Here is a 24,730-nt window from a genome sequence, read left to right on the forward strand (position 1 = left end):
CAGGGTAGAGGAGGGCGCATGATGGCGAAAGCAGCACGAGCCGCGGCCGCGTGGAAGGTGTACCGGGACGTCTCCAAGCCCGGCACCCCCGGCCTGATGGCGCGGGTGCGGGCGATCCCCCGGCTGATCGGCGCGGTCGTCAATGGCCGCTACGCGGGCATGACCAAGGGCAAGCTGGCCCTCATGGGCCTCGGCGTGGCCTACCTGATCTCCCCGATCGACGTCGTGCCCGACTTCCTGCCGATGATCGGCGTGGTCGACGACTTCGGCGTCTTCCTCTGGCTGCTGGGCTCGCTGCTCGGCGAGAGCGGCCGGTACGTCGACCACGAGCGCACGTACGTGCGCGGCGCGGTCGACGCCCCAGCCGTGGATTAGGGAGTCAGATCTCCTCCATGCGCAGCCAGGCGCGTGAGGGCAGCGGATGGCCGAACAGCCGGGCGGCGTTGCCGTAGGCGACCCTGGCGAGGTCGGCCGGTGGCAGCGCTCCCAGGTTGCGCGCGACGGACTTCTGCGTGTCGGGCCAGGTCGAGTCGGAGTGCGGGTAGCCGCTCTCCTGGAGCACGTGGTCGAGCCCGACCGCCAGCCGCACCCCCGACAGGGAGTGGTCGTTCAGCGTGCCGAAGAAGAAGTTGCGGCGCAGCACCTCGCTCGGCTTGAGGCCGCCGTCCCACTGCGCCTCGCCCGCCACGGGGTGGTCGAGCGCGTAGTCGGCGCGCTGGGCGAGCAGCGGCAGCCAGCCCACGCCGCCCTCGACGATGAGGATGCGCAGGTTCGGGAAGCGCAGCGGCACCCCGGACCACAGCCAGTCGGCGCAGGCGAACATCGCGCTCGTCGGGATCAGCGTGGTGATCGCCTCGATGGGCGTGTCGGGCGAGGGAACCGGCGACCAGCTCGACGCCCCGGTGTGCAGGGCGACGACCGTGCCGGTCTCCTCGCAGGCGGCGAAGAACGGGTCCCAGTGGCCGCTGTGGATCGACGGCAGCCGCAGCCGCGTCGGGAACTCGGGGAACACCACGGCCTTGAACCCGCGCGAGGCGTTGGCGCGGATCTCCTTGGCGGCCACGTCGGGATCGGGCAGCCAGGGCAGTTGCAGGCCGATGATCCGCTCGGGGTAGGTGCCGGCCCAGACGTCGATGTGCCAGTCGTTCCACGCCCGCACGAGGGCGAGGCCGAGCTCCTGGTCGCGGGTCTTGGCGAACGGCATGCCCGCCTGCCCCGCCAGCATGCCGGGGAAGCACAGGGCAGCCCAGACGCCCGCGAGGTCCATGTCCTCGATGCGGGCCTCGATGTCGTGGCAGCCCGGGCGCATGTTCTCGAAGCGGATGGGGTCGAGGGTCCACTGCTCGCGGGGGAGTCCGGCGCCGACGTCCATGCCCGCGCACGGGTAGGTGGCGCCGCCGTAGCGCCAGACCTGGTGACCGGCCTCCGTCTCCACGACCTTGGGCGCGACCTCGGCATATTTCTCCGCGAGCCGGCCCTCGAAGAGGTCGGGGGGCTCGATCAGGTGATCGTCGGCGGAGATGATCACATAGTCGCGCCGCCTCGGATCAGGGTCGGGGAGCAGCGGCGTAGTCACGCAGGTAACCGTACGACGGCGGGATAACGTGGAACAAGCTGCGAAGTCTCCGTTGGGTATCCACTGCGGCCCCGCACGGCTCCCACGGCTCCCGCGGCGACGCCGGGGATGGCGCGGCGCGGGGCGGGAGGGCGCCTGGAGCACGGGCGGTGTTCGAGACCCGGGATCGCCGGGAGGGGGATGACGGGCGATCCCGGGCCGTGAGGGGTCCGCCTCGTGAGGATGCTGCTCATGCGAACCCCGGCGCGGCTCCTACCCACCAGAGATCGACTCACTCCGATTCGCCGGATCCGCCGGAGAACCGGAGCTCCCGCCGCCGTCCGCGCCCGGGCCGTCCTTCGCGCCGGAGCCCGCGCTGTCCTTGGCGCTGTCCCCGGAGCCGGCGGCCTCGGACCCGGTGGCCTCGCCGCGCTTCCGGTCCGCCACCTCGCGCCTGATCAGCAGGATCCAGCCGCCGACGGCCACGCCGATGAACAGCCACCACTGCACGCCGTACGCGAAGTTGAGGCCCCCACCGGCGCCCACGTCGGGCTCGGGCACCGGGGCGGGCGCCGGGTCGGTGGCGGGCTGCTGCCGCGTCAGCTCGACGTACCCGTCCAGCAGCCGGTACGGCAGGCCCTTGCCGATCGACGCGGGGTCGATGAGCAGGACCTGGCCGGGAGGCAGGCCGGGACGCTCCTTGATGCCGCTCGACTCCTCGGTCTCGCCGAGACGTAGCCGGCCGGTGACAGTTACCTGACCACCGGGCGGCGTGGGCACGTCCGGCGGCGTGTCCGCGGTCGCCCCCACCTTCACCCAGCCCCGGTTGACGATCACCGCGCGGCCGTCGGCCAGCTTCAGCGGGGTGAGCACGTAGAAGCCCGGCCGGCCGTCCTGGGGCCGCCTGCGCACCACCAGCGCGTGGGCGGGGTCGTAGGTGCCGGTCGCCGTGACGGTGCGGAAGCGGTCGGCCTCCTTGACCCCCTGCCCGGCCAGGCTCTCCAGGGGCACGGGGGCGGCCGCGAGGTTGGCGGTGACGTCGTGGCTGTTGGCCGAGCGCTCCTCGAACCGTCCGAACTGCCAGCGTCCCAGGAACACGAAGGCGGGGATCACGAGCAGCACGACGACGTGGAGCGCGATCCAGCGGGGCGTCAGCAGGAACCGGTACACCCTTCAAGGGTAGGCACCGACCCCGGTGCCTCCTCACACGCCTCACCTCGGGGTTCCGGAGCGGGCCGTCGAACGTGCACCATGGGCTGTGGCGCGGGCGTGACCTTATCGCAATCTGGTCGAAACCCTTACCGAAAGGCAGTTCATCGCGTACGGTCGTGATTCGTGCCGCGGCGTCCCCTCCGGACCCGCGACGCCCCTTCCGCCGAGTCCTCCGAGAGGCCCTCCCAGAGCCCCATGACCGTGCTTGCCGCGCCCCCCGAGGGACACACGTTCGAGCTGCCCAAGCTCGCCGTCCTGCTCCGTCACGCCGCGCCGCGGGTGTTCGAGGGCATGATCCTGCCCGTCGCCGTCTTCTACGCGGGCCTGGTCGTCTCCGGGTTCGTCGGGGGCGTGGTGGTGTCCGTGGCGTGGGTGTACGGAGGCGTGCTCTACCGGCTGCTCCGGCGCACGAGCGTCCCTGGCGGTGTGCTGCTGGCGGCCGGCATGGTGACCGTGCGGGCGGTGCTGGCGCTGCTGTCGGGCAGCCCGGTGCTGTTCTTCCTCCAGCCGACGCTGGGCGTGTTCTGCGCCAGCGCGGCCTTCCTGGCCACCGCGCGGGTGCGCAGGCCGCTGGCCCGGCGGGTGGCGGAGGACCTGGTGCCGTTGCCGGCGCACGTGATGGAGGAGCCGGTCATGCGGCGCTTCTTCGGGCGGCAGTCGCTCGTGTGGGGGTGCGCGCAGCTCGGCAACGCGACGCTGAGCCTGTGGCTGCTGCTGAACCAGTCGATCGAGACGTACCTGCTGGTGCGGACGTCGGCGGTCGCGGTGCTGCTGTCGGCGGCGGCGCTGCTGACGGTGCTGGACTTCCGCTGCTGCCTGCGGGCCCTCCCCTCGGCCCGCTGAGTCTTCCTTCGGCCCGCTAGTCTTCCCTCGGCCTGCTGAGCGGCCGTCTCACGTGCTGAGCCGCCGTCTCAGAGGCTGCGGAGCGGGCGCTCAGGCGCTCTGGAGGCGGGCGCCCGGGCCGGGGAGCGCCGTGACCTGGCGCGGTCCGGGCACCTCGTGTCCTTCGGCGCACCGCAGGTGCACCTCGATCGGCGCGCCGCAGTCGCGGTGCGTCAGCAGCACCGGAGGCCCGTCGTCGTCGGCGAGGTACCTGTCGCCCCAGTGCATGAGCGCGACCAGCAGCGGATACAGCTCACGCCCCTTGTCGGTCAGCCGGTACTCGTCGCGCTGGCGCTGACCGGGCTCGCGGTACGGCTCTTTGCGCAGCAGGCCCTCCTCGACCAGGCGCGCCAGCCGGGCGCTGAGCACCTGCCGGGGGGCGCCGGTGGCGGCCTGCAGGTCGGCGAAGCGGCGTACCCCGCGGAACGCCTCGCGCAACACCAGGAAGGTCCACTTCTCGCCGACGATCTCCAGGGTGCGCTCGATGGAGCAGTTGTCGACCCGGAAGGGCAGGATCATGCCTCTTATCATACCTGAGTTCAATTGACAGACCCAGGCGTGCGAGAGAAGCTGAGTCCATGCTGGGAACTCAGATCCGCCCCGCCCGCCCCGACGACGAGGAGCGGATCGGACGCTTCCTGCGCGGGCTCTCGCTGCAGACCCAGACGCTGCGCTTCTTCACCGGCGTCAGCCGTCCGGCCGCGAGCCTGGTGCGCGCGCTCATCGCGCTGGACGAGCGGCGCGACGCCCTGGTGGCCACGCTCGACGGCGAGATCATCGGCCACGCCATGAGCTACCGGGGCGGCGCGGCCGACGTCGAGGTCGCGGTGGTGGTGACCGACCAGTGGCAGGGGCTCGGGCTCGGGCCGCGGCTGATCGACGCGCTGCTGCTCAGGGCCGCCGTGCGCGGCGCGACCACGGTCGGCGCGGACGTGCTGGGGGAGAACCGGCGGGTGCTGCGGATGATCCGCAGGCAGTGGCCGGACGCGGTGATGAAGGTGGTTTCCGGGTCGGTCGAGGTGACGGCTATGATCGACCAGGCGTCCGTATTTGCGGAATATCGTTCTGGTGCCTCACCATTGACAATGTGAAGAGTGCCAAGAACGGACGCGACGGGCGCACCCGGATCATCGAGGGAGCCCTGCGCCGATTCAGCCAGGACGGGGTCTCGGCCACCACGCTGGCCAGCCTCCGCGAGGAGAGCGGCGTCAGCGTCGGCAGCTTCTACCACCACTTCGCCAGCAAGGAACACGTCTTCGGCGTGCTGTACGCCGAGATCCTCGCGACCTACCAGGAGGCGTTCATCGCCGAGCTGGAGAGCCACGAGACGGCCCGCGAGGGCATCGAGGCGGTCGTCGCCTTCCACATGCGCTGGGCCGGTGAGCACCCCGAGCGGGCCAGGCTGCTGGTCAGCGAGCGGCCGCCGCGCAAGAACGAGCCGGGCGGCGCCGAGGTCCACGAGCTGCGCCGCGCGTTCTTCCGCCGCGTCTCCGACTGGTGGCGGCCCCACATGGACGCCGGGCTGCTCCGGCCCGTCCACCCGACCATGTGCTACGTCCTGTGGCTCGGTCCGGCGCAGGAGATGTGCCGGCTGTGGTTCGCCGGCGCCCACGCGCCCACCGACGAGGAGATCAAGGGGCTGGGCGAGGCCGCCTGGCAGAGCCTGCGCCAGCGCGCCGAGAGCTGATCGGGCGGCCCGTACGGGCTCTGGCGCGTTCCAAGACGCGCGTTCCCGGCCGCCGTGGTCAGGCGGCCTGGCGCACCCGGGTGGGCACCCGCCACGACGCCTTGTCCAGGCAGATGTCCAGCCGCAGGTCGCCGCGGTGCCTGCGCAGGCCGGGCACCCGCACCCGGGCGTGCACGTCGAACCGTCCCCGGTGCGGATAGCCGAAGCCCAGCTCGCCGGGCAGCACCCGGAGGTCGTCGCGGTTGCCGCAGCGCGGGCAGGTCCACGACACCAGGTCCATGCCGCGGTTGTAGTCGGAGCAGGCGCGGAAGTACTCGTCGGGCATGAACCGGGACTCGCAGGCCAGGCACGGGATGAGCATGGGGCCGCTCCTCTTTCGAACGGTCGAGCTGGGTCCCTAAGAGATATCGCGCCCGGCTTGTCCCACGCTTGCAGAACGCTTGGGTATCTCGGTAACAGTACGGTCACTGTAGGTATCGGATCATGCGCGGGCCTATGCGATGAAAGGATGGACTCTGTGGAACTGGCACGACTGCGCGACCACCTGCTGGAAACCGGCTACACGATCGACGGCGTCCGCGACCGCCTGGGCGACGTGGCGGCCTCGGCGCTCTCCCGTGAGGAACTGGTGCCGGCGCTGCGCGCCACCGCCGACGGCGACCCGCTGGGCACGCTGATCCGGCTGTGGTGGCTCGGCGTGCCGGTCGCGGCCGAGCGGGTGCCGGCCGTCGTGCGCGAGTGCGGGCTGGTCAGCGCCGACGGGGGCGGCGGGGGCATGGTGCGCGCCGACGTGCACCTCCAGCCGTGGGAGACCGGCGGTTACGTGGTCTCCGACCGCAAGGTGCGCCCGGGCGACCCGGCCCTGCGTCCCGGCCACGTGGTGGGAGCCGGCGGCGCCTCGGCGAACCTGGCCCAGCTCGTCAGCCGCCGCCCCGTCCAGCGCGCCCTCGACCTCGGCACGGGCTGCGGCGTGCAGGTGCTCCACCTGGCGGGGCGGGCCGAGGAGATCACCGCCACGGACGTCAACCCGCGCGCCGTCGAGCTGGCCCGGCTGAGCTGGGAGCTGTCGGGCGTCACGGGCGTGGACGCCCGCACCGGCTCGATGTTCGAGCCGGTCGAGGACGAGCTGTTCGACCTGGTCGTGTCCAACCCGCCGTTCGTGATCTCACCCGGTGGCCGCCTGACCTACCGCGAGACGGGCGGCGACGGCGACGCGTTCTGCCGCGACCTCGTCCGGCAGGCGCCCCGCCACCTGGCCCCCGGCGGCCAGGCCCACTTCCTGGCCAACTGGCTGCACGTCGAGGGCGAGGACTGGCGCGACCGGGTCGGCGGCTGGCTGGCGGGCACCGGCTGCGACGCCTGGGTGGTCGAGCGCGACGTCCAGGACCCGGCGGAGTACGTCGAGCTGTGGCTGCGCGACGCGGCCGAGCAGGGCACCCCCGGCTACGCGGAGCACTACGACCGCTGGCTGACGTGGTTCGACGAGCAGAAGGTCGAGGCGGTCGGCTTCGGCTGGATCTCCATGCGCAACTCCGGCACGCTCGACCCGGTGGTGCGCCTGGAGCGGCTCACGCACCAGGTCGCGCTCCCGGTGGGCGACTACGTGGACGACGTGCTCGACGCCGTCGCGACGGCCCACCGCGTGGAGGACCTGGGGGCGGCGCGGCTGCGCACGGCCGAGGGGCTGCTGGACGAGCGCATCGGGCTGCCCGGCGCCGAGGACCCGATGCGGATCGTGCTGCGCCAGACGGTCGGCCTGCGCCGCAGCCGGGAGGTCGGCACGGTCGAGGCCGCGCTGGCCGGGGTGTGCGACGGCGATCTCGCGCTGGGGCCGCTGCTCAACGTGATCGCCGAGCTGGTGGGCGACGGCCAGGTGCTCCAGGCCGACGCGCTGCGTCCCCTCATCGCCGAGGGCTACTTCCTGCTCTGACCGCCCGTACGAGGCTGCTCCGATCGCCCGTACGCACCCGCTCCGATCGCCCGTGCGAACCCGCTCCGATCGCCGGTACGAACCCGTGCGAACAGGGTGACAGCGGCGTTGACCGGTGGGGCAATCCGGTGTTGATCCGATGTTGAGCCCGCTGGTGGAGGCTCGGGAGCACGACGCCGGTCCCGGGGGGTTCGAGGCCGGCGTCGGGTCCGGCCGGTCGTCGATGTGAGGCGGCTGGCCGCCGCGCCGAGCGACCCGACATCCGGGCCCCCTGGCGAGGCGCGGCGACCGAGATGACCGGCCGGGCTGCACCACTGGTCTGGTGACTCCCTAAGGACAGCCTTGATCAACCATGTGTGGATGACACGACTGGACGACGCGCTGTACTCAGGGCTCGACGACGGGCCCCGGAGTGGGCTCTGGGACGGGCCCGGGAGCGGGCTCGGAAACGGACTCGGGGACCGGGACGGAGTCGAGCAGGGCCCGGAGGTCTCCGGCCTCGGGCGCGCCGAGCCTGGAGAAGATGTCGAAGGCCTGACGTAGGCAGTCGACGCTGCGCGTCGTGCTGCCGAGGCCCCTGAGCGCCTTGCCGAGCACGGTCAGCGACAGCGCCTCGCCGTACGGGTGGCCGATCTCCCGCGACACGACCAGCGCCTGCTCCGCGTGGCGGACCGCCTCCGGGTAGCGCCTGGCCGCGATGAACGTCTCCGCCAGCCGCGAGCACACCCGCTGCTCCCACACGCGCTGCTTGCTGGCCCGGAAGAACGCCAGGCACTCGGCGTGGTGGTGGACGGCCTCGGTGAGGCGGCCGACGCGGGACAGCACGATGCCGAGGTGGTAGCGGGCGCGGGCGGTGCCGGCGCCGCTGCCGATCTCGGTGAAGATGGCCAGGCCCTTCTCGGCGGCGGCGATCGCGTCCTCGGGCCGGTTGAGGCCGAGGTGGTCGCGCGCGGAGTAGCTGAGCACCAGCGCCTCGCCGGCGGGCACGCCGTTCTCCCGGTACCAGTCCATGGCCGAGTCGAACCACGACAGCGCCTCGACGTGGCGCCGCTGCCGGCCGACGACCACGGCGAGGGCGTTCTTGACCTCGCCGGTGACGATCTTCTCGCCGCGCGCCACGGACAGCTCGTGGACGACCCTGAACTGCTCCTCGGCCTCCGTCAGCCGGTTGCCGGCGAACAGCACCCGTCCGAGCACGTAGCGGGCGCGCAGCTCGCTCCCGGCGGCGCCGAGGCGCAGCGCCGCGGCCAGCACCGCCCGCGTGCCGTGGTCGAACTCGCGGGTGTGGGTGCCGGACTCCATCAGCGGCTCCATGGCCACCAGCATGTCGGCCGCCGGGAGCAGCTCCTCGGCCGTGAGCGAGTCGGTGGCGGCCTGGTTGATCGCGGCGAACAGCGAGTCGCCCTCGGCGATCAGCCACGCCACGGCCTCGTCGGCGGCGCCGAACACCCGGCCCGTGCCGACCACCGCGAGGTTGTCGGCGATCAGGCTGCCCTCGTAGGCCAGCCGGTGCGCCGACTGCGCGGAGGCCAGGTAGAAGCCGAGCAGCCGGCGCAGCGCGAGCGTCTTGGCCTGCTGCGTCTCGGTCTTGTGCAGGATGCGCCGGGCGAACAGCTTGAGCAGGTCGTGGAAGCGGTAGCGGCCGGGCGCGGGCGCCTCCAGCAGGCTGGCGTCGACCAGCGACTCCAGCAGGTCCTCGGCCTCGAACGCGCTCAGCTCCAGCACCGCGGCGGCGGCCCCGGCCGAGATGTCCGGGCCGTTGGGCAGCGACAGCAGCCGGAACGCGCGCTGCTGGGCCGCGTCGAGCTGGCCGTAGCCGAGGGCGAAGGTGGCCTCCACGGCGAGGTTGCCGACGCGCAGCTCGTCGAGGCGGCGCTGCTCGTCGGCCAGCCGCGGCACGAGCGAGGCCACCGTCCAGGACGGCCGCGCGGCCATCCGGGCGGCCACGATGCGCACGGCCAGCGGGAGGAACCCGCAGGCGGCCACCACGTCCATGGCGGCCCCGTGCTCGGCGGCGACGCGCTCCGGCCCGGCCACGGAGGAGAACAGCGACAGCGCCTCGTCGGGCTCCATCACGTCGAGGTCGAACAGCCGGGCCGAGGGCAGGTCGGCCAGCTTGACCCGGCTCGTGACGATGGCGGCGCAGCCGGGCGAGCCGGGCAGCAGCGGGATGACCTGCGCGGCGTCGCGGGCGTTGTCGAGCAGGACGAGGATGCGCCGCTCGGCCAGCAGCGAGCGGAACAGCGCCGAGCGCTCGGCCGGCACCTCGGGGATCACGTCGGGCGGGATGCCGAGGGCGCGCAGGAACGCGCCCAGGGCGGACTCGGGCGCGGTCGCCTCGCCGGTGTAGCCGCGCAGGTCGGCGTAGAGCTGGCCGTCGGGGAAGAGGTCGTCGGCGGCGTGGGCCACGTGGACGGCCAGCGTGGTCTTGCCGACGCCGCCGATGCCGCAGATCACCGCCACCGGCACGCCCTCGGCCGCCGACGGCGACGACAGCAGCGTGCGCAGCCGCCCGGCGATCTCCTTGCGGCCGGTGAAGTCGCTCACCGCGGCCGGGAGCTGGGCGGGGCGGGGCAGCTCGGGGATCTGCTCCTCCTCGGCCGGCTCCGGCTCCTCGCCGGCCTCGCCGGCGGTGGCGGGCGCGGCGGCGACGGGCGCGGCGGCGAGGCCCGGGTCGGCGGCCAGGATCCGCTGGTGCAGGGAGGACAGGTCGGGGCCGGGCTCGATGCCCAGCTCGTCGATCAGCGCCTGGCGCGTCTCGGTGAAGACGGCCAGCGCGTCGCCCTGCCGGCCGCACCGGTACAGGGCCAGCATGAGCTGGGCGCGCAGCCGCTCGCGCAGCGGGTGCTCGGCGGTCAGCGCGATCAGCTCGGAGACCACGTCGGCGTGGCGGCCCAGCTCCAGGTCCACGTCCATGAGCGTCTCGACGGCGCTGAGCCGGCACTCGACGAGACGGTCGCGCTGGTGCTCGGCGTAGGGGCCGACGGCTCCGGCCAGCGGCTCGCCCTCGAACAGGGCGACGGCGGAGCGCAGCGCCTCGGCCGCGGCGGCGGGCCGGCCGGCCTTGCGGGCCGCCTCTGCCTCGTGGATGCCGCGTTCGAAGCGGACCAGGTCGAGCGCCCCGTCGGGCAGGCGCAGCGCGTAGCCGCGCCCCACGGAGGTGAGGATCTCGGGACGGGAACGGGCGGGCCGGTCGGGTTCGAGGACCGTGCGCAGCCGGGAGACGTACGTGCGCAGGGCGCCGAGGGCCCTCGGGGGCGAGTCGTCCCCCCCAGACGGCGTCGATCATCTCGGTCGGCGTCACGGCGCGGCCCTCGCGCAGCAGCAGCATCCCGAGAATGGAACGCTGCAACGGAGTGCCCAGATCGAGTTCGTCGCCATCACGCCACGCGCGCACGGGACCGAGCACGGCGAACCGAAGGCCGCCTTCGACGCTCTGACCAGCCATGCCGTATGTCTCCAGGGCAATGGAACGATTTGTTACCAAATCATAGAGCGAACCTTGCCTAACACATAGGCATGCCCCTCCGCCGTAAATCTTGCCGTCCGCGGGGATCCTCCGCGGAAGAGATGGCGAGGGCGTTTCTCGCATGCGGGGATTACGTTACCCCGCGGGGAATACGCCGGGCGTTTCGGGTACGGCCATTGATTCGGTGTTGATCGGGCGTTGAGCGACGGAGCGGATGCTGAGGGTCAGTGAGGCATGACCCCGAGAACAGGACGCGGGGGCGGTCATGCCTCCCGGGTCTGGAATACCGGCCCCGCCCTGATCAGGCGGGCGGGGCCATGGGCGGACATGGGTTGCTAGGCGGCCTCCACCAGCCCGAGTCTTCGCGCCAGCCGCTCACGGACGGCCGGCCACTCGGAGTTCAGGATGGAATAGAACGCCGTATCTCGGACCGTGTCGTCGGCGCCTCGGCTTTCCGCTCGCCGCACCCCGTCGAAGTGTGCGCCGAGGGCCTCGATGGCGGCCCGGGATTTGGCGTTGCGTACATCAGCCTTGAGCGTGATGCGGTGGACGTTCCAGTTCTCGAAGGCGTGGGAGAGCAGCAGGAACTTGCTCTCCCGGTTGGCACCCGTGCCCTGGGCGGATGCGCCCAGCCACGTGTAGCCGATGTCCGCCACGGACGGGATCTCGCCCACCGCGCCCAGTGTCCCCGGAGGCCAGGGCATGGGGCCCTGCCAGTACTCCAGGTTCATGAGACGGGTGGCACCGATCAGGCGATCGGTGTGCAGCCACCGGATGGCGAAGGGCATCGTGCGGCCCCCCGCCTGCTCAGCCAGCGCGGCCTCCACATAGGAGACCATCTCGTCCCGGCCGTTCGGGACGCGAGTGAAGGCATACGTGGAGCGGTCTTCACTCGCCGCGGCGACGAGATCGTCGATCGCCGCGGGGCTGAGAGGTTCCAGGCGCACGAGGCGCCCGGACAGGGTGACAAGAGCGGGCATGAGCACATGATGAGGGCTGACCGGGCCCGTTGTGACCAGGCAACGGCCACCTTCTTCGGCGCTTGTTTCGCGGGTTTCGGATCATGTGGTGTTTGCCCAGGTCAGAGGGTTGATTCGGGGTTTCGGGCAGGCCCTCTGGGCGAAGATTTCGCCTAACCGTGACATGCGGTCGGCACGAGCGCCGGACGCCGTTCACGCGCCGCCCCCGGCCGGGCCTCGGCGAGGCCCGCGAGACCGTCCGACAACTGGTCCAGCGCGGCCGAGATCCACGGCAGCGTGACCGGGTTCGAGGCGTCCAGGGCGGCCAGCCGCTGCTCGGCCGTCTCGCCGTACAGGAGGCTGACGGCGACCCGCACGCGGGCGGCGCCGGGGTCGTCGCCGAACGCGTGACCGGGCAGGACGCCGATGCCGTGGTCCTCCAGCAGCCGCCGGGTGACCGCGGCGGAGCCGCCGAGACCGAGGTGGCCGAGGTCCGGGTAGAGGTAGAAGCCGCCCTGCGGGTCGGGCATGCGGGCGCCGATCGCGGCGAAGCGGGCGTGCACCGCGCGCGCGACCGCGCCGTGCAGGCGGCGGCTGAGCGCCACGCGCTCGGCCAGCTCCGGCGGCTCGGAGAAGGCGTACGCGGCCGCCTGCTGCACCGGCGCGGCCGGCGCCGACCAGATCTCGCTGGCCACGGCGAGCACCCGCGCGCGCAGGTCGTGCGCGCCCTCGGGCAGCCGGGCCACGCCGATCCGCCAGCCGCCCAGGGCGAGGCTCTTGCTCAGCCCGGTGGTGATGACGGTGCGCTCGGGCGCCAGGTCGGCGGGCGAGACGTAGGCGGGGGCGGGCTCGTGCAGCAGGTCGCGGTAGATCTCGTCGGAGATGATCAGGAGGTCCAGCTCGCGGGCCACGTCCACCAGGCGGCCGATGGTCTCGGGGGTGGCGAGGCGGCCGGTCGGGTTGTCCGGCAGCGTGACGAGCAGCGAATGGACGGCGCGGCCCTGGGCGCGGGCCCGGCGCACCGCCTCGGCGACCCCGTCGGGATCGGGCACGCCGCCCTCGCCGGGGGGCGGGGGCACGAGGAGGGGGCGGGAGCCGACCAGGTCGGCCTGCGCGGCGTAACTGACCCAGCTCGGTCTCGGCAGCACGATGTCGCCGCCGATCGCGAGGAGCAGGCCGTACAGGAGGGGCTTGCTGCCCGGTCCGCAGACGACCAGGCCGGGGTCGGTGGGAAGCCCGCGCCGGCTCCAGTAGCCCGCGGCGGCGGCGCGCAGCTCGGGGGCGCCCGCGACGGGGCCGTAACCGTTGCGGCCGGACGCGGCCACCAGCCTGTCGCGCAGCGCCGGGTGGACGGGCAGCCCTGCCTCGCCGAAGGCCAGGTGCAGCACGCGCTCCCCGGCGCGTCGTCTTCGCTCGATGTCCTCGTTGGCGGCAAGAGTGGCAGAGAGGGTAATGCTCATGTTTGTCACGTTCCCAGCCTGCTTGCAGTATTGCATCAGAACAAGCGAGGCTTTTCGTGGGTAGGCGTAAGGAAGACCGATGCTCGATCTGCGGCGGTTGACACTGATCTGCGAGTTCGCGCGACGGGGCAGCATCGCCGCCACCGCCGCGGCGCTCGGCTACAGCCCCTCGGCGGTGTCGCAGCAGCTCGTCGCGCTGGAGCGGGAGACCGGCACGGCCCTGCTCGACCGCACCGCGCGCAGCGCCGAGCTCACCGACGCCGGCCGCCGGCTCGTCGCGCACGCCGAGCGCATCCTCGCCATGGTCGAGGAGGCCGAGTCGGACCTGTCGGCGCACGCGGGCACGCCCTCGGGACGCGTCGTGATGACGGCCTTCCCGACGGCGGCCGTGGCGTTCGCGCCGGCGCTCGCCCGCTCGCTGCGCCGCCACACCGAGCTGACGCTGCGGCTGCGGCAGAGCAGGTCGGGACGGGGCCTGCGCGAGGTGCAGTCGGGCGAGGTGGACATCGCGCTGGTCGACGACTGGTACGGCCGGGTCCGGGACAGCGAGCACCTGCGCGTCTTCCCGCTGCTGAGCGACCCCCTCGTGCTGGTGGTGCCGCGCAAGCACCGGCTGGCCGACCCCGGCGTGCCGATCGACCTGCGCGAGCTGCGCGACGAGCCGTGGATGGCCACCCCGGACGGCGAGCCGTCGCGGCTGGCCGTGGACCGGCTGTTCTTCGACGTGGGCGGCACGCGGCCGACGCCCTGGGAGTTCGAGGGGCTGGGGACGATCCTGTCGCTGGTGGCCAAGGGGCTCGGCATCGCCGCCGTGCCGGCGCTCGCGCTGGCGGCGGGGGTGCGCGGGGTGGCGGTGCGGCAGTTCCCCGGCAACCCGGTGGGGCGCGAGGTCCACGCGGTCGCGCGGGGGTCCAGCGTCCACCGGCCGTCGGTGTCGGTGACGCTGCGGGCCGTCCACGTGGCGGCGCGCTACCTCGCCGCCGACCTCGACCCGCTCGGCCCTCCCGGCCGCTGACCGACCTCGACCCGCTCGGCCCTCCCGGCCGCTGACCGACCTCGACCCGCTCGGCCCTCCCGGCCGCTGACCGGCCTCGCTCACCGGTCTCGCGGTGGCTGACCGGCCCGCCGCCCGTGGCTGACCGGCCCGCTCCCGGGCCGGTGGCCGCTTTCCCCTGTCGTACGGGTTTTCCCGCTGTCGTACGGTCCCGCGCGCGATAACGTGTGCGGCTATGGCGCCGACGTACGACATCGAGCACCTCCTGCTCTCCCAGCCCAGCGTGAGCACGGTGGCCGGCGTGGACGAGGTCGGCCGCGGCGCCTGGGCGGGGCCCGTGACCGTCTGCGCGGTCGTCACCGACCTGTCCGAGCCGCCCGCCGGGCTGACCGACTCCAAGCAGCTCACCCCGGCCCGCCGCGAGGCGCTCGCCGGCGAGGTCCGCGCGTGGGCCGCCGGCATCGCCTTCGGCGAGGCCACGCACGAGGAGATCGACGCGGTCGGCATGACCGAGGCGCTGCGCCGGGCCGCCCGCCGCGCCCTCGACGCCCTCCCCGTACGGCCGGGCGCGGTCATCCTCGACGGCTCCCACGACTACATCGGCGCGCCCTGGCCGGTGCGCCTGGAGGTCAGGGGCGACGCGGCCAGCGTCTCGGTGGCCGCCGCGTCCGTGCTGGCCAAGGTGCGGCGCGACGCGTACATGGCGACGCTGGGCTGCGACGCCTACGGCTTCGCCGACAACGCCGGATATCCCTCGCCCGTCCACCAGGAGGCGCTGGCGCGGCTCGGTCCCACCGAGCACCACCGCATGTCGTGGAGCTACCTCGACGACCTGCCGCGGTGGCGCCACCTCAAGCGGCACCGCGATCCGGCGGTGAGCGAGGACCAGGTCAGCCTGTTCGGTTAGCTTCGGCTTCTGGGTCGCCGAGCACCACGTCATGGGTAACTCCTGTGGAGACCTCTGGCTTCGGCTCTGAGGGGAGACCGGAGCGTGGGAGGGCCGTCGAATTCCGAGCGGTGCAGAGACCTTTCCTGTTCCGCCTCGCGCCGACCTTCTCCTTGGTATGGTTCAGGTGTTCGGATGGGCTGGCGCTAATCAAGCCGGTGCATCCGGGCCTACCGCCGGGCCGGCGGGATGTGAAGCCTGTGGAGGCCATGTAAGACCGGTCGCGCGCCTTCGGGTGTGCGTGGGCAGTCGCCGGTGAAGCAGGAAGATCCGGCTTGCGAGGGCCGGAACCCCCTGGATTCATCCGTGGGAGGAGGTCAAGACCTACGGGGTGTGCCCGCGGGCCGTGGGTGGACCTGGAGGTGTTCGGGACCGGCTGGAGCGGTTCGAGCGGGGGTTCGGCGAGTCGCTGGACGTGCTCGTGCGGGCGCTGTCGGGCGGGCGGGTGTCGGCCGAGGGGGAGTTCTTCCGGTTCCGGGAGGTGGACCTGGTGCCCGCGGCCACGCTGCGGCCCGTGGTGGCCTGCACGTCGGAGGCGACGCTGGAGCTGGCGGCCCGGCGGGGGCTGCCGATGCTGCTCGGGATGCACGTGGACGACCGCGAGAAGGCGGCGGCCGTGGCGGCCTACGACGGGCTGTGCCCTGAAACCCTGTGCCCTGAAAGGGACGGGCACGTGGCGGCGGCCGTGGGGCATGTGGCCGACTCGACGCGGCAGGCGGTCCGGGAGCTCAAGGAGGCGATGCCGCGCTGGCTGGAGCCCGGTCTGGCCGGCTACGTGCCGGTGGACGGGCGGCGGCGGCCCGCGCGGGACGTGCCCGCCTACGTCGACTTCCTGACCCGCGTGCATCCCGTCGGGTCGGCGGAGCGGTGCGTGGAGGCGATCCTCGCCACGGCCGAGGCCACGGGCGTGCGGCGGATCGTCCTCATGGTCGAGGGGATCGGCGACCACCGCCGCGCCGTGGACAACGTCCGCCGGCTCGGCGCCGAGGTGCTGCCCCGCGTGCGGGCCGCCGCACTCTAGCCTTGGGCGGGGTGGCGGGCCGTGCGGCCCGCCACCCCCGGGCTCAAGCGGTCAGCAGTCGACCAGCTCGGGCTTCTGGTTGAGGATCTGCGCGCGGGGCGTGACGAACGCGCTCAGCGCCTCGGTGGCCGCCGGGTCGAAGACCGCGACCCGGTGGCAGTTCTGGAACGCCAGCCGGACGCCGAAGTGACGCTCCAGCGCGCCGCGCATGGCGTCGCTCGCCAGGCAGCGCAGGAGCTGGCCGCGCGCCTCCTCCGACGGCGGCGGCACCTGGTTGTCGGCGAACTCGGCTCCGTCGCGCGCCCGCTGCTGGACCAGCTCGCTGATCACCGACCACGCGTAGGGCAGGGAGTCGCGCACGCAGGCGACGAACGCCGCGTCCTCGACCTCTCCGGTCCTGGCCTGGTCGAGCAGGTCGTTCGGAACGGTCAGCGACATGCTGTCTCCTCTCGAAGGGGATCGAACCGACGCTACGAGCGGTCGGCGTGGTGCTCCAGATGGCTGGAGGGGGACACTCGTGTGGTCACCGGCGGGCCGTAGGTGAACCCGGGGTCGATCTGCAGGGACAGATCGCTGCCGGTGCGCGCGTTCGCCCAGGCCCGGGCGTTGCGCAGGTGGAACTCCTCGGCCTGGCGGCCGAACCTGGCCCAGTCCTTCTCCTGCGCGTCGAGGTGCTTGAGCAGCACGGCCAGCGTGTCGGAGTTGGCCGGCTCCAGGTCGGCGAGGGCCAGCGGCCGGCCCTGCTCCATGGCGCGGACGGCCGCCGAGTGCTCCATCCAGGCCACCAGGTCGGCGCCCACCTCGGCGCGCAGGAAGTCGACGTCGGAGGGGCCGTGGACCTTGTTGCCGACGACCGCGACCCGCACGCCGAACCCGGCGGCGTGCTCGGCGTACTGACGGTAGACGCCGACGCCCTGCCGGGTCGGCTCGGCCACCAGGACCGTCAGGTCGAACCGGGTGAACAGCCCCGAGGCGAACGAGTCGGCCCCGGCGGTCATGTCCACCACGACGTACTCGCCGGGCCCGTCGACCAGATGGTTGAGCAGCAGCTCGACCGCGCCCACCTTGGAGTGGTAGCAGGCGACGCCGAGGTCGTCCTCGCCGAACGGGCCGGTGGCCAGCAGCCTGACGCCGCCGGGCGTGGTCACCGCGTACGGCGAGGCGGCGAGGTCGTCGAAGCTCAGCAGCCGCGAACCGCGCCCCGGCGGGGTCGTCTTGACCATGGCCTCGGCCGAGGGGATGCGCGGGTTGTCGCCGCGCAGGAAGTCCTTGATCTCGGTGAGACGGTCGCCGAGCGGCTCAGGGCTCTCGTCCGCGCCCAGGACGAGCGCCAGGTGCTGGTTGATGTCGGCGTCCACGGCGACCACCGGACCGCCCTGGCTCGCCACGTGCCTGGCGAACAGGGCCGACATCGTGGTCTTGCCGCTGCCGCCCTTGCCGACGAAGGCCACCCTCACGATAGCTCCAGAAGATGATGATGAAAACCGTTGTCGTTTTCGTGTGGCTCCCATGATGGCACACCGATCACGGTCGCGAGGGCGAAAACGCGGACGCCCCTCGGGTCGAGACCCGAGGGGCGCCTGGAGCGGAGGCTCAGTGGCAGGCCGCGTCCAGCGAGATCGGCCGGTCGTAGCCCTGGGCGGACGCGGGGGCCTTGGGATGGCCCGGGACGCGCACGGCGGGCCGCTCGGCCAGCGCCTTGGTGACCTTGGCCCGGATGAGGCCCCAGTCGGGCGAGGCCGTGTTGATCAGCGGCGGCACGAAGCTGAGGCTCCGGATCCGGGCGTCCTTCACCTTGTCCGACAGCTCGATGAGCGGCGGCAGCAGGTTCTTCGGGATGTCGGTGGAGATCGCCCGCTTGGTGGCCGCGGCCAGCTTCTCGAAGCTGTTGAGCACGGTCACCGGGTCGGCCTGCTTGGCCACGGCGTACAGCAGGCACTTCTGGCGGCCCATGCGCACGTAGTCGTCGCTGTCGGTGCGGGAGCGGCCGAACCACAGCGCCTCCTGGCCGGAGAGCTTGCGGGTGCCGGCGGCCAGGTGCCCCTCGCGGTACTTGCCGTACACGATGGGCTGCTTGATGGTGACCTTCACCCCGCCCATGGCGTCGATGATCTGCGCGAAGCCCTTCATGTCGACCATCGCGTAGTACTTCACCGGGATGCCGAGGATGTCGCTCACGGTCTGCTTGAGCAGGGCGGGGCCGCGCTGGCCGTGGCGCACGCCGGGCACCATCTCCGGGTAGTCCTCGGCGTACTGGAAGATCTCGTTGAGCAGCCCGGGTGTGTCGGGGCCGTCCCCGGAGAAGCCGTTCGGGAAGCGCTGGCGGGCCGGGCCGCGCGGTAGCTGGACCTGCTCCAGGTTGCGCGGCAGCCCGAACAGCGTGGTGTCGCCGGTCGCGGTGTCGACGCTGGCCACGGTCACGCTGTCGGTGCGGACCCCGGGCCGGCCGGGTGCGGAGTCCGCGCCGATGAGCAGGAAGTTGATCCGCGTCGCGCCGTTCCACGGGTCGTCGGCGACGATCGGGGTCATCTCGGCGGTGAAGATCGAGTCGACCACGTCGTGCGACAGGTAGGCCAGGCGGGCCGCGTACGCGGTGGGTGCCAGGACGAGCGCGCACAGCCCGGCGGCGAAGGCCGCGGTGAGGGCGCGGCCCGCGGTGTCGGCCGGTTGGGGCCGTACCAGGACGAACGACCTGACGATGACCGCGGACCAGGCCAGTGCGATCACGGCCAGCGCGACGGACATGGCGGTGAGCCAGAAGGGCTGCACGGCCAGTGCCAGGACCCGGGTGCCGAAGGCCGTCACCGCGGTGATGACCACGGCGAGCAGCAGCACGTGCGTCACCATGAGCGCGAAGCCGGTCTTGCGGCGGTCGGTGGCCACGTGGGCCACTCCCCACAGGAACGCCGATCCCAGAGTCAGCGCGATCGCCGCACCGGTGCCGAAACTGCGGTCTCCGGTCGTCATCCCTGGTCAACCCCCCATTTGCGCAGCTGTCTTCCACGTTAGAGACGGTTTGTCGTCGAATGAGGGCAGGTCAGGGGAAGTGTCGTGTCAATTCCCGGTCAAACCAAGATTGCGATATAACGCGAGGTCGAGATATAACGTGAGTATGAGACGTGGACGCTACGGATTCGACGCTCCACTGGCCCTGGCGGGCCTCGTGTCCGGAGCCGTCGTGGTGCTGGTCCTCTCGGTGACGTCCTTCCTGCAGGGCATCCCGGTGGCCGGGGTCGCCTTCCTGCTGGGCGGCATCTACACCTCCGCCAGCGCGGCGAGCTACCTCTACACGACCCGGCGCGGCAAGTTCGCCGTGTGGGCCGAGGAGCTGGACCGGCTCAAGGGCGACGAGCGGCTGCTCGACCTCGGCTGCGGGCGCGGCGCGGTGCTGCTGCTGGCCGCCGAGCGGCTGCCGGACGGCCGGGCCACCGGCCTCGACCTCTGGCGCTCGCGCGACCAGTCGGGCAACGACGAGAGCGTCACCCGGGCCAACGCCGAGGCCGAGGGCGTGCGCGTGGACCTGGTCACCGGCGACATGCGGGAGCTGTCCTTCGCCGACGCCTCGTTCGACGTGATCGTGTCGAGCCTGGCCGTCCACAACATCCCGGACGCCGAGGGGCGCGCGCGGGCCGTCAGGGAGGCGCACCGCGTGCTGCGGCCCGGCGGGCTGCTGCTGCTCGCCGACTTCCAGCACACCCCCGCGTACGAGGAGACGCTGCGGGAGCTCGGCGTCGTGGACATCCGCCGGCGCGACCTCGGCTGGCGGTTCTGGTACGGGGGGCCGTGGTTCAGGACGTGGATGCTGGAGGCCCGCAAGCCCGTAGCCGTCGGGTGAACCGACGTTTGCGATCGCCCTGGTGGGTACCACGTTTCCTTCATGAAGGACGTGGATACCGGCACAATCACCACCAAGGTGCCCGCACGGCTGGACCGGCTGCCGTGGTCACGCTGGCACTGGATGATCGTCATCGGACTGGGCACCGTCTGGATCCTCGACGGCCTCGAAGTCACCATCGTGGGAAACCTGTCGGCCCAGCTCGCCAAGCCGGGCAGCGGTATCGACATCACCCAGGCGCAGGTCGCCGGGACGGCGGCGGCCCTGTACGTGGCCGGGGCCTGCCTGGGCGCGTTGTTCTTCGGCTGGCTGACCGACCGGTTCGGCCGCAAGAAGCTGTTCCTCGTCACCCTGGTCGTCTACCTGGTGGCCACGCTGATGACGGCCCTCTCCTTCGACGCGTGGTGGTTCTTCCTGTTCAGGTTCATGACCGGGTTCGGCATCGGCGGTGAGTACGCGGCCATCAACTCGGCCATCGACGAGCTGATCCCGAGCCGCCACCGCGGCCGCATCGACATCATGATCAACGGCAGCTACTGGCTCGGCGCGGCGGGCGGCGCGCTGCTGACCGTGCCGCTGCTCAACGACCTGCCGGTCAACATCGGCTGGCGCATCGCCTTCGGCCTCGGCGTGGTGCTCGGCGTGGCCATCCTGCTCGTCCGGCGGCACGTGCCCGAGAGCCCGCGCTGGCTGTTCATCCACGGCCGCGGCGAGGAGGCCGAGCAGCTCGTCGGCGAGATCGAGGAGCACGTGGGCGGCGACCTGCCGGAGCCCAAGGGCTCCGTCACCATCCACCAGCGCAAGTCGATCGGCTTCGTGCAGATCGCGCACACGATGGTGGCGCGCTACCCCAAGCGCACGATCCTCGGGCTGTCGCTGTTCATCGGGCAGGCGTTCCTCTACAACGCCATCACCTTCGGGTACGCCCAGATCCTGTCCACGTTCTACAAGATCGACACGCACACCGGCTACTACTTCGCCGTGATCGCGATCGGCAACTTCCTCGGTCCGCTGCTGCTCGGGCGGCTGTTCGACACGGTCGGCCGGGTGCCGATGATCTCGGCCACCTACATCGGCTCCGGAGTGCTGCTGCTCGGCACGGCCTGGCTGTTCGACCAGGGCATGCTCAACGCCGTCACGTTGACCGCCTGCTGGTGCGCGGTGCTGTTCGTCGCCTCGGCCGGCGCCAGCTCGGCCTACCTGACGGTCAGCGAGATCTTCCCCATGGAGACCAGGGCGATGGCGATCGCGTTCTTCTTCGCGATCGGCACCGCGGCGGGCGGCATCGCCGGTCCGCTCGTCTTCGCCAAGCTGGTGGAGACCGGCGTGCCGGGCGACACGGCGCTGGCGTTCACGATCGGCGCCGTCATCATGATCGCCGCCGGGATCGTCGAGCTGTTCCTCGGGGTCAAGGCCGAGCAGAAGGGCCTGGAGGAGATCGCCGCGCCGCTCACAGCAGCTTCGGTAGACACGGCCGCATGACGCGCAGCACGTGCGTGCTGTCGGCCAGGTAGAGGTGGGGCACGTCCACGAACACCCGCATCGGGCCGCAGTCCAGGCCGAGGGTCCGCGCGACCCCGGCCTGGACCTCCGACAGCGGCACGTAGTTCAGGTAGCTGGTGAACGCGTTCTGCGACCGGAAGGCCGCCGTCATCACCAGCCCGCCGTCCCGGATCCGGAAGGCCAGCCCGCTCAGGCACGGCACCGAGTCGTACGGCTCGCCCGGCGCGGTCAGCGAGATCCAGGCGCTCTTGCTGTACGGCTTGGTGCGCAGCAGGTCCACGGCCCACGCGAGCTGGCCCCTGATCCGGGCCCCGTAGCTGTACTTGAACGGGGGCACGATCGTGTCCTGGGTGAACTTGCGGCAGTAGAGCGCGAGCCGGTCCGCGTCGCCGTACCTCTCCAGCACCGGGTCGTCCCGCCGCACCTGGGCGATCTCGAAGAGCACGGGCGGCCCCTCCATGACGGGGCCGCGGTCGTCGTCGCCGAGCGCGCCCTCCGTCCAGACATGGCGCATCAGCCAGATCCACGCCTCCCCACATGACGCCCACATCGCAGGGCCGGGCATTCAGGTCTCCACGTTCGGGAACTGGTACGGGTTGTTGGGCAGCCGGCGCCGCCGCGTGACGTTGCAGCGCACGTAGTAGATCGAGTAGTGGACCAGCGCCACCAGTGCGACGCCGATGGTGAGCAGGATCGGGTCGGGCGTCTGGCCGCTGAGTCCGGTGACGCCGACCACGAGGTAGAAGCTGTCGGCGACGGCCAGCATCATGACGTTGATCCCGGGCCAGGCGAGCGGCGCGAACGTCTCGGGGAAGCGCGGGTCCACCGGCAGGTTCGGCGACCAGGCCAGCTCGTCCTTGAGCCGGGTCGCGTAGAGGAGCCGGAAGTTGTTGATCGCCCGGGCCGTGCGGGCGTGCGCGTTCACCGCCTCGATCAGCCGCAGGAACGGCAGCACGCTGAGCAGGCCGAACGCGGTCACCAGCGCGAACAGGTACCACGGCACGGTGGTCCAGGAGGTCAGGCTCCGCGGGTCCACCACCTTGGCGCTGGTGAGGGCGATGGTCGCCAGGAACGGGCCGGAGAGCAGGCTCATCCCGAGCCTGGTCATCTTCAGCCGCTCGTCCTTGGCGGCGAGGTGCACGGCATAGATGCCGGTGAAGTCGACTGCGGCGAGTTGGAGGAACTGGCCTGCCGGCAGCTCCTCCTCCGGCGTCATGCGAGGGGGTGTCTTCCGCATGAATGCTCCTGTAGGGGGCCAGCTGCCTCCAGTATGAGCGCAGTTTCGCGGATCTGCCGGGCATTCCTGCCAATCATTCCAACAAATCCGACTCGACGGCGTAAAAACGGTTTGCGGCTGACATTGTGTGAGGCGATAGGTCTGTCCCATTCGATGGAGGAGGAACGGGATGAACATCGCGGGGCGGATCGACGCACTGCTGGCGGCGGGCGGGGCGCCGCGCCTGCACGGGCTCGTCGTGGTCCGGGACGGGCGGGTGGAGCTGGAGCGGTACGGCGCGGGCGAGGACTTCCGGCTGAACGTCCCGCTGGGGCACGTGACGTTCGGGCCGGACGTCATCCACGACGTACGCTCCGTGACCAAGAGCGTCGTCGCCCTGCTGTACGGCGCCGCCCTCGGTGACGGCCTCGTGCCCGCGCCCGGCGAGCCGCTGCTGCCGGCCTTCCCCGCGTACGCCGACCTGGCCGAGGGCAAGGAGCACCTGACCGTCGAGCACGCGCTCACCATGACCCTCGGCCTGGACTGGAACGAGGACGTCCCCTACACCAGCACCGCCAACAGCGAGCTGGCCATGGAGGCGGCGCCGGACCGCTACCGGTACATCCTGGAGCGTCCCCTGGTGGAGGAGCCGGGGAAGCGGTGGCGGTACTGCGGCGGCGCGGCGGCCCTGCTCGGCAGGCTCATCGCCGACGGCGCGGGCGTGCCGCTGGAGGAGTTCGCGCGCGAGCGGCTCTTCGGACCGCTCGGCATGCCGTTCGAGTGGACGGCGAACCGCGGCGTCGCGATGGCCGCCGCCGGGCTGCGGCTGCGCCCGCGCGACCTGGCGGAGCTGGGGTCGCTGGTGCTCGACGGCGGGCGTGGGCTGGTGCCGGGGCCGTGGATCGCCGAGATGCTGCGGCCCCGGGTCCGGATCGCGGAGGGCTTCGAGTACGGCTACCAGTGGTACGTGAGCCCAGGGCAGTGGGTGACGGCCATCGGCAACGGCGGCCAGCGGGTCCTCGTGGCGCCGGAGAGGCGGCTGGTGGTGGCCGTCGCGGCCGGCGACTACGACTCCGACCAGACCAGCGCCGAGGCCGTGATGCGGGAGGTCCTGGCGGACGAATGACCGCTGTCCGGGTCGCCGACCGCTCGGGCTGTGCTGCCGTGAGAGGTCAGAGGGGGAGGTGGGTGATCGCGGTGCGGAAGGCGGCGACGGCCGCGCCGATCGCCGGATGCCCGCCGTACCCGCTGCGGAAGGCCGCCAGCGTGCGGCGGCTCAGCGGCAGCTCCGACAGCGTCACGCCCGGCGGCGGCGCGAGCGCGGCCAGGCGCGGCACCAGCGCGACCCCCTGACCGGCGGCGGCGAACGCGAGGACCGTGTCGAAGTCGTCCACCTGGTGGCGCACCCGCGGCTCGAACCCCGCCGCCTGGCAGGCCCGGATCGTCATGGCGTGGCAGAGGGTGCCCGGCTTGCCGGTGATCCACGGGTCGTCCCGGGCCTCGGCCAGGGCCGCCCGGCCGGCCAGGAACATCGGCTCGGCGAACAGCGGCTCCGTGGCCAGCGCCGGGTCCGCCTCCGCCGGCACGAAGTCGTACTCGTGGACCAGGGCGACGTCCAGCTCGCCCGCCCGCAGCGCCCCGGAGACGTCGGCGGGGTCGATCTCCGACACCATGGGCTCCAGCTCCGGGCAGGCGCGCGCCAGCTCGGCGAGCGCCGCGGGCATCAGCGCCCGCGCCGCCGTCGGGAACGCGCCGATGCGCACCGGCCCCGACGGCCCGCCCCGGACGGCCGCCAGCGCCGCCGACGCGCGTTCCAGCTCCTCCAGGACGGCCTGCGCGTGCTCCACCAGCAGCCGGCCCGCGGGCGTCAGCGTGACGGTGCGGCCGGTGCGCTCCAGCAGCGGCACGCCCGCCTCCCGCTCCAGCGCGCTGAGCTGCTGCGACACCGCCGACGGCGTGAACATGACGGCCTCGGCGACGGCGGCGATCGTGCCGCGCCGGGCCAGCTCCCGCAGGAGGCGCAGCTTGCGAGGGTCGAGCATCAGTCCAGCTTACGGTTGA

General features: G+C 72.4%; 24 protein-coding genes. 11 read left to right on the plus strand and 13 right to left on the minus strand.

All coding sequences use genetic code 11. The features are described 5' to 3' along the window. Positions 1 to 18 precede the first annotated feature (18 nt). Positions 19 to 375: a YkvA family protein gene (locus HD595_RS17795; RefSeq protein ID WP_253770413.1), complete on the plus strand. Its 357-nt coding sequence runs from the start codon at positions 19 to 21 to the stop codon at positions 373 to 375. Between the two features lie 4 nt (positions 376 to 379). Here HD595_RS17795 and HD595_RS17800 read toward each other — a convergent pair whose 3' ends face one another. Both HD595_RS17800 and HD595_RS17805 read right to left on the minus strand, forming a co-directional pair. Next, positions 380 to 1,576 carry an amidohydrolase family protein gene (locus tag HD595_RS17800; protein WP_175604109.1) on the minus strand — a complete coding sequence of 399 codons (1,197 nt, stop codon included), beginning with the start codon at positions 1,574 to 1,576 and terminating at the stop codon, positions 380 to 382. Positions 1,577 to 1,828: 252 nt separating this feature from the next. Then, positions 1,829 to 2,725 (minus strand): SURF1 family cytochrome oxidase biogenesis protein, encoded by an 897-nt coding sequence (locus tag HD595_RS17805; RefSeq protein ID WP_253770414.1) that lies wholly within the window; start codon positions 2,723 to 2,725, stop codon positions 1,829 to 1,831. A 237-nt stretch (positions 2,726 to 2,962) separates the two neighbouring features. Between HD595_RS17805 and HD595_RS17810 the strand changes: the two genes are divergently transcribed. After that, the gene (locus HD595_RS17810; RefSeq protein WP_253770416.1) at positions 2,963 to 3,610 is read left to right on the plus strand and encodes a VC0807 family protein; all 648 of its coding nucleotides are present in this window, start codon (positions 2,963 to 2,965) and stop codon (positions 3,608 to 3,610) included. 90 nt (positions 3,611 to 3,700) lie between these two features. On the opposite strand, the gene HD595_RS17815 is transcribed toward HD595_RS17810, so the two are convergent. Continuing rightward, the gene (locus tag HD595_RS17815) at positions 3,701 to 4,168 is read right to left on the minus strand and encodes a winged helix-turn-helix transcriptional regulator (RefSeq protein WP_253770418.1); all 468 of its coding nucleotides are present in this window, start codon (positions 4,166 to 4,168) and stop codon (positions 3,701 to 3,703) included. Between the two features lie 59 nt (positions 4,169 to 4,227). On the opposite strand from HD595_RS17815, the gene HD595_RS17820 reads away from it, so the two are divergent. Both HD595_RS17820 and HD595_RS17825 read left to right on the plus strand, forming a co-directional pair. After that, positions 4,228 to 4,740, plus strand: coding sequence for a GNAT family N-acetyltransferase (locus HD595_RS17820; RefSeq protein ID WP_253770420.1), 513 nt, complete (start codon positions 4,228 to 4,230; stop codon positions 4,738 to 4,740). Beyond that, a complete protein-coding gene (locus HD595_RS17825; protein ID WP_253770422.1) occupies positions 4,737 to 5,336 on the plus strand; it encodes a TetR/AcrR family transcriptional regulator in 600 nt (199 codons plus the stop codon). Before HD595_RS17820 ends, HD595_RS17825 begins: the two co-directional genes overlap by 4 nt. Positions 5,337 to 5,394: 58 nt before the next feature. Here HD595_RS17825 and HD595_RS17830 read toward each other — a convergent pair whose 3' ends face one another. Further along, positions 5,395 to 5,697, minus strand: coding sequence for a hypothetical protein (locus HD595_RS17830; RefSeq protein ID WP_253770424.1), 303 nt, complete (start codon positions 5,695 to 5,697; stop codon positions 5,395 to 5,397). Between the two features lie 147 nt (positions 5,698 to 5,844). Here HD595_RS17830 and HD595_RS17835 point away from each other — a divergent pair, with 147 nt between their 5' ends. Then, positions 5,845 to 7,266, plus strand: coding sequence for a DUF7059 domain-containing protein (locus tag HD595_RS17835; protein ID WP_253770426.1), 1,422 nt, complete (start codon positions 5,845 to 5,847; stop codon positions 7,264 to 7,266). A 387-nt stretch (positions 7,267 to 7,653) separates the two neighbouring features. On the opposite strand, the gene HD595_RS17840 is transcribed toward HD595_RS17835, so the two are convergent. The 3 genes from HD595_RS17840 to HD595_RS17850 form a co-directional block, all read right to left on the minus strand. Next, complete coding sequence (locus tag HD595_RS17840; RefSeq protein ID WP_253770428.1) at positions 7,654 to 10,422, minus strand: AfsR/SARP family transcriptional regulator; 2,769 nt, start codon at positions 10,420 to 10,422, stop codon at positions 7,654 to 7,656. A 648-nt stretch (positions 10,423 to 11,070) separates the two neighbouring features. Further along, positions 11,071 to 11,715 (minus strand): GNAT family N-acetyltransferase, encoded by a 645-nt coding sequence (locus HD595_RS17845; RefSeq protein WP_253770429.1) that lies wholly within the window; start codon positions 11,713 to 11,715, stop codon positions 11,071 to 11,073. 152 nt (positions 11,716 to 11,867) lie between these two features. Then, positions 11,868 to 13,154, minus strand: a complete 1,287-nt coding sequence (locus HD595_RS17850; RefSeq protein WP_253770430.1) for a pyridoxal phosphate-dependent aminotransferase — start codon at positions 13,152 to 13,154, stop codon at positions 11,868 to 11,870. Positions 13,155 to 13,233: 79 nt separating this feature from the next. Between HD595_RS17850 and HD595_RS17855 the strand changes: the two genes are divergently transcribed. From HD595_RS17855 to HD595_RS17865, 3 genes are all read left to right on the plus strand, one after another. Beyond that, entirely contained in the window at positions 13,234 to 14,169 is a 936-nt protein-coding gene (locus tag HD595_RS17855; RefSeq protein ID WP_253770431.1) for a LysR family transcriptional regulator, read from the plus strand. Positions 14,170 to 14,383: 214 nt separating this feature from the next. Further along, on the plus strand, positions 14,384 to 15,055 hold the full coding sequence (locus HD595_RS17860) for a ribonuclease HII (protein WP_253770432.1): 672 nt from the start codon (positions 14,384 to 14,386) through the stop codon (positions 15,053 to 15,055). Positions 15,056 to 15,440: 385 nt separating this feature from the next. Beyond that, complete coding sequence (locus HD595_RS17865; RefSeq protein WP_253770433.1) at positions 15,441 to 16,115, plus strand: LLM class flavin-dependent oxidoreductase; 675 nt, start codon at positions 15,441 to 15,443, stop codon at positions 16,113 to 16,115. Between the two features lie 51 nt (positions 16,116 to 16,166). On the opposite strand, the gene HD595_RS17870 is transcribed toward HD595_RS17865, so the two are convergent. The 3 genes from HD595_RS17870 to HD595_RS17880 all read right to left on the minus strand — a co-directional run bounded on the left by HD595_RS17870 (position 16,167) and on the right by HD595_RS17880 (position 19,082). After that, on the minus strand, positions 16,167 to 16,553 hold the full coding sequence (locus tag HD595_RS17870) for an SCO5389 family protein (protein WP_175604123.1): 387 nt from the start codon (positions 16,551 to 16,553) through the stop codon (positions 16,167 to 16,169). Positions 16,554 to 16,585: 32 nt separating this feature from the next. Continuing rightward, entirely contained in the window at positions 16,586 to 17,572 is a 987-nt protein-coding gene (locus HD595_RS17875) for an ATP-binding protein (protein ID WP_253770434.1), read from the minus strand. 136 nt (positions 17,573 to 17,708) lie between these two features. Continuing rightward, positions 17,709 to 19,082, minus strand: a complete 1,374-nt coding sequence (locus HD595_RS17880) for an LCP family protein (protein ID WP_253770435.1) — start codon at positions 19,080 to 19,082, stop codon at positions 17,709 to 17,711. A 145-nt stretch (positions 19,083 to 19,227) separates the two neighbouring features. Between HD595_RS17880 and HD595_RS17885 the strand changes: the two genes are divergently transcribed. Beyond that, positions 19,228 to 19,950 (plus strand): class I SAM-dependent methyltransferase, encoded by a 723-nt coding sequence (locus HD595_RS17885; RefSeq protein ID WP_253770437.1) that lies wholly within the window; start codon positions 19,228 to 19,230, stop codon positions 19,948 to 19,950. Between the two features lie 42 nt (positions 19,951 to 19,992). Further along, on the plus strand, positions 19,993 to 21,432 hold the full coding sequence (locus tag HD595_RS17890) for an MFS transporter (protein ID WP_253770439.1): 1,440 nt from the start codon (positions 19,993 to 19,995) through the stop codon (positions 21,430 to 21,432). Here the strand turns inward: HD595_RS17890 and HD595_RS17895 are convergent. Both HD595_RS17895 and HD595_RS17900 read right to left on the minus strand, forming a co-directional pair. Beyond that, positions 21,401 to 21,967 (minus strand): thymidylate synthase family protein, encoded by a 567-nt coding sequence (locus tag HD595_RS17895; RefSeq protein ID WP_253770441.1) that lies wholly within the window; start codon positions 21,965 to 21,967, stop codon positions 21,401 to 21,403. The genes HD595_RS17890 and HD595_RS17895 overlap by 32 nt on opposite strands. A 51-nt stretch (positions 21,968 to 22,018) precedes the next feature. After that, on the minus strand, positions 22,019 to 22,690 hold the full coding sequence (locus tag HD595_RS17900) for a hypothetical protein (RefSeq protein WP_253770443.1): 672 nt from the start codon (positions 22,688 to 22,690) through the stop codon (positions 22,019 to 22,021). Positions 22,691 to 22,859: 169 nt separating this feature from the next. Here HD595_RS17900 and HD595_RS17905 point away from each other — a divergent pair, with 169 nt between their 5' ends. Further along, positions 22,860 to 23,795 carry a serine hydrolase domain-containing protein gene (locus HD595_RS17905; RefSeq protein WP_253770445.1) on the plus strand — a complete coding sequence of 312 codons (936 nt, stop codon included), beginning with the start codon at positions 22,860 to 22,862 and terminating at the stop codon, positions 23,793 to 23,795. A gap of 46 nt (positions 23,796 to 23,841) precedes the next feature. Here the strand turns inward: HD595_RS17905 and HD595_RS17910 are convergent, their stop codons facing one another. Beyond that, positions 23,842 to 24,711: a LysR family transcriptional regulator gene (locus HD595_RS17910; protein WP_253770447.1), complete on the minus strand. Its 870-nt coding sequence runs from the start codon at positions 24,709 to 24,711 to the stop codon at positions 23,842 to 23,844. Positions 24,712 to 24,730: the final 19 nt, after the last annotated feature.

The organism is Nonomuraea roseoviolacea subsp. carminata, from assembly GCF_024172185.1.
GTDB classification, from domain to species: Bacteria; Actinomycetota; Actinomycetes; order Streptosporangiales; family Streptosporangiaceae; genus Nonomuraea; species Nonomuraea roseoviolacea.

Excerpts from the sequence above, each read along its gene's own strand:
- HD595_RS17890 (WP_253770439.1), top strand. The coding sequence starts at position 19,993 with ATGAAGGACGTGGATACCGGCACAATCACCACCAAGGTGCCCGCACGG.
- HD595_RS17855 (WP_253770431.1), top strand. The coding sequence starts at position 13,234 with ATGCTCGATCTGCGGCGGTTGACACTGATCTGCGAGTTCGCGCGACGG.
- HD595_RS17830 (WP_253770424.1), bottom strand. The coding sequence starts at position 5,697 with ATGCTCATCCCGTGCCTGGCCTGCGAGTCCCGGTTCATGCCCGACGAG.
- HD595_RS17895 (WP_253770441.1), bottom strand. The coding sequence starts at position 21,967 with ATGCGCCATGTCTGGACGGAGGGCGCGCTCGGCGACGACGACCGCGGC.
- HD595_RS17810 (WP_253770416.1), top strand. The coding sequence starts at position 2,963 with ATGACCGTGCTTGCCGCGCCCCCCGAGGGACACACGTTCGAGCTGCCC.
- HD595_RS17845 (WP_253770429.1), bottom strand. The coding sequence starts at position 11,715 with ATGCCCGCTCTTGTCACCCTGTCCGGGCGCCTCGTGCGCCTGGAACCT.
- HD595_RS17900 (WP_253770443.1), bottom strand. The coding sequence starts at position 22,690 with ATGCGGAAGACACCCCCTCGCATGACGCCGGAGGAGGAGCTGCCGGCA.
- HD595_RS17860 (WP_253770432.1), top strand. The coding sequence starts at position 14,384 with ATGGCGCCGACGTACGACATCGAGCACCTCCTGCTCTCCCAGCCCAGC.
- HD595_RS17870 (WP_175604123.1), bottom strand. The coding sequence starts at position 16,553 with ATGTCGCTGACCGTTCCGAACGACCTGCTCGACCAGGCCAGGACCGGA.
- HD595_RS17850 (WP_253770430.1), bottom strand. The coding sequence starts at position 13,154 with ATGAGCATTACCCTCTCTGCCACTCTTGCCGCCAACGAGGACATCGAG.
- HD595_RS17880 (WP_253770435.1), bottom strand. The coding sequence starts at position 19,082 with ATGACGACCGGAGACCGCAGTTTCGGCACCGGTGCGGCGATCGCGCTG.
- HD595_RS17835 (WP_253770426.1), top strand. The coding sequence starts at position 5,845 with ATGGACTCTGTGGAACTGGCACGACTGCGCGACCACCTGCTGGAAACC.
- HD595_RS17795 (WP_253770413.1), top strand. The coding sequence starts at position 19 with ATGATGGCGAAAGCAGCACGAGCCGCGGCCGCGTGGAAGGTGTACCGG.
- HD595_RS17910 (WP_253770447.1), bottom strand. The coding sequence starts at position 24,711 with ATGCTCGACCCTCGCAAGCTGCGCCTCCTGCGGGAGCTGGCCCGGCGC.
- HD595_RS17820 (WP_253770420.1), top strand. The coding sequence starts at position 4,228 with ATGCTGGGAACTCAGATCCGCCCCGCCCGCCCCGACGACGAGGAGCGG.
- HD595_RS17815 (WP_253770418.1), bottom strand. The coding sequence starts at position 4,168 with ATGATCCTGCCCTTCCGGGTCGACAACTGCTCCATCGAGCGCACCCTG.
- HD595_RS17905 (WP_253770445.1), top strand. The coding sequence starts at position 22,860 with ATGAACATCGCGGGGCGGATCGACGCACTGCTGGCGGCGGGCGGGGCG.
- HD595_RS17885 (WP_253770437.1), top strand. The coding sequence starts at position 19,228 with ATGAGACGTGGACGCTACGGATTCGACGCTCCACTGGCCCTGGCGGGC.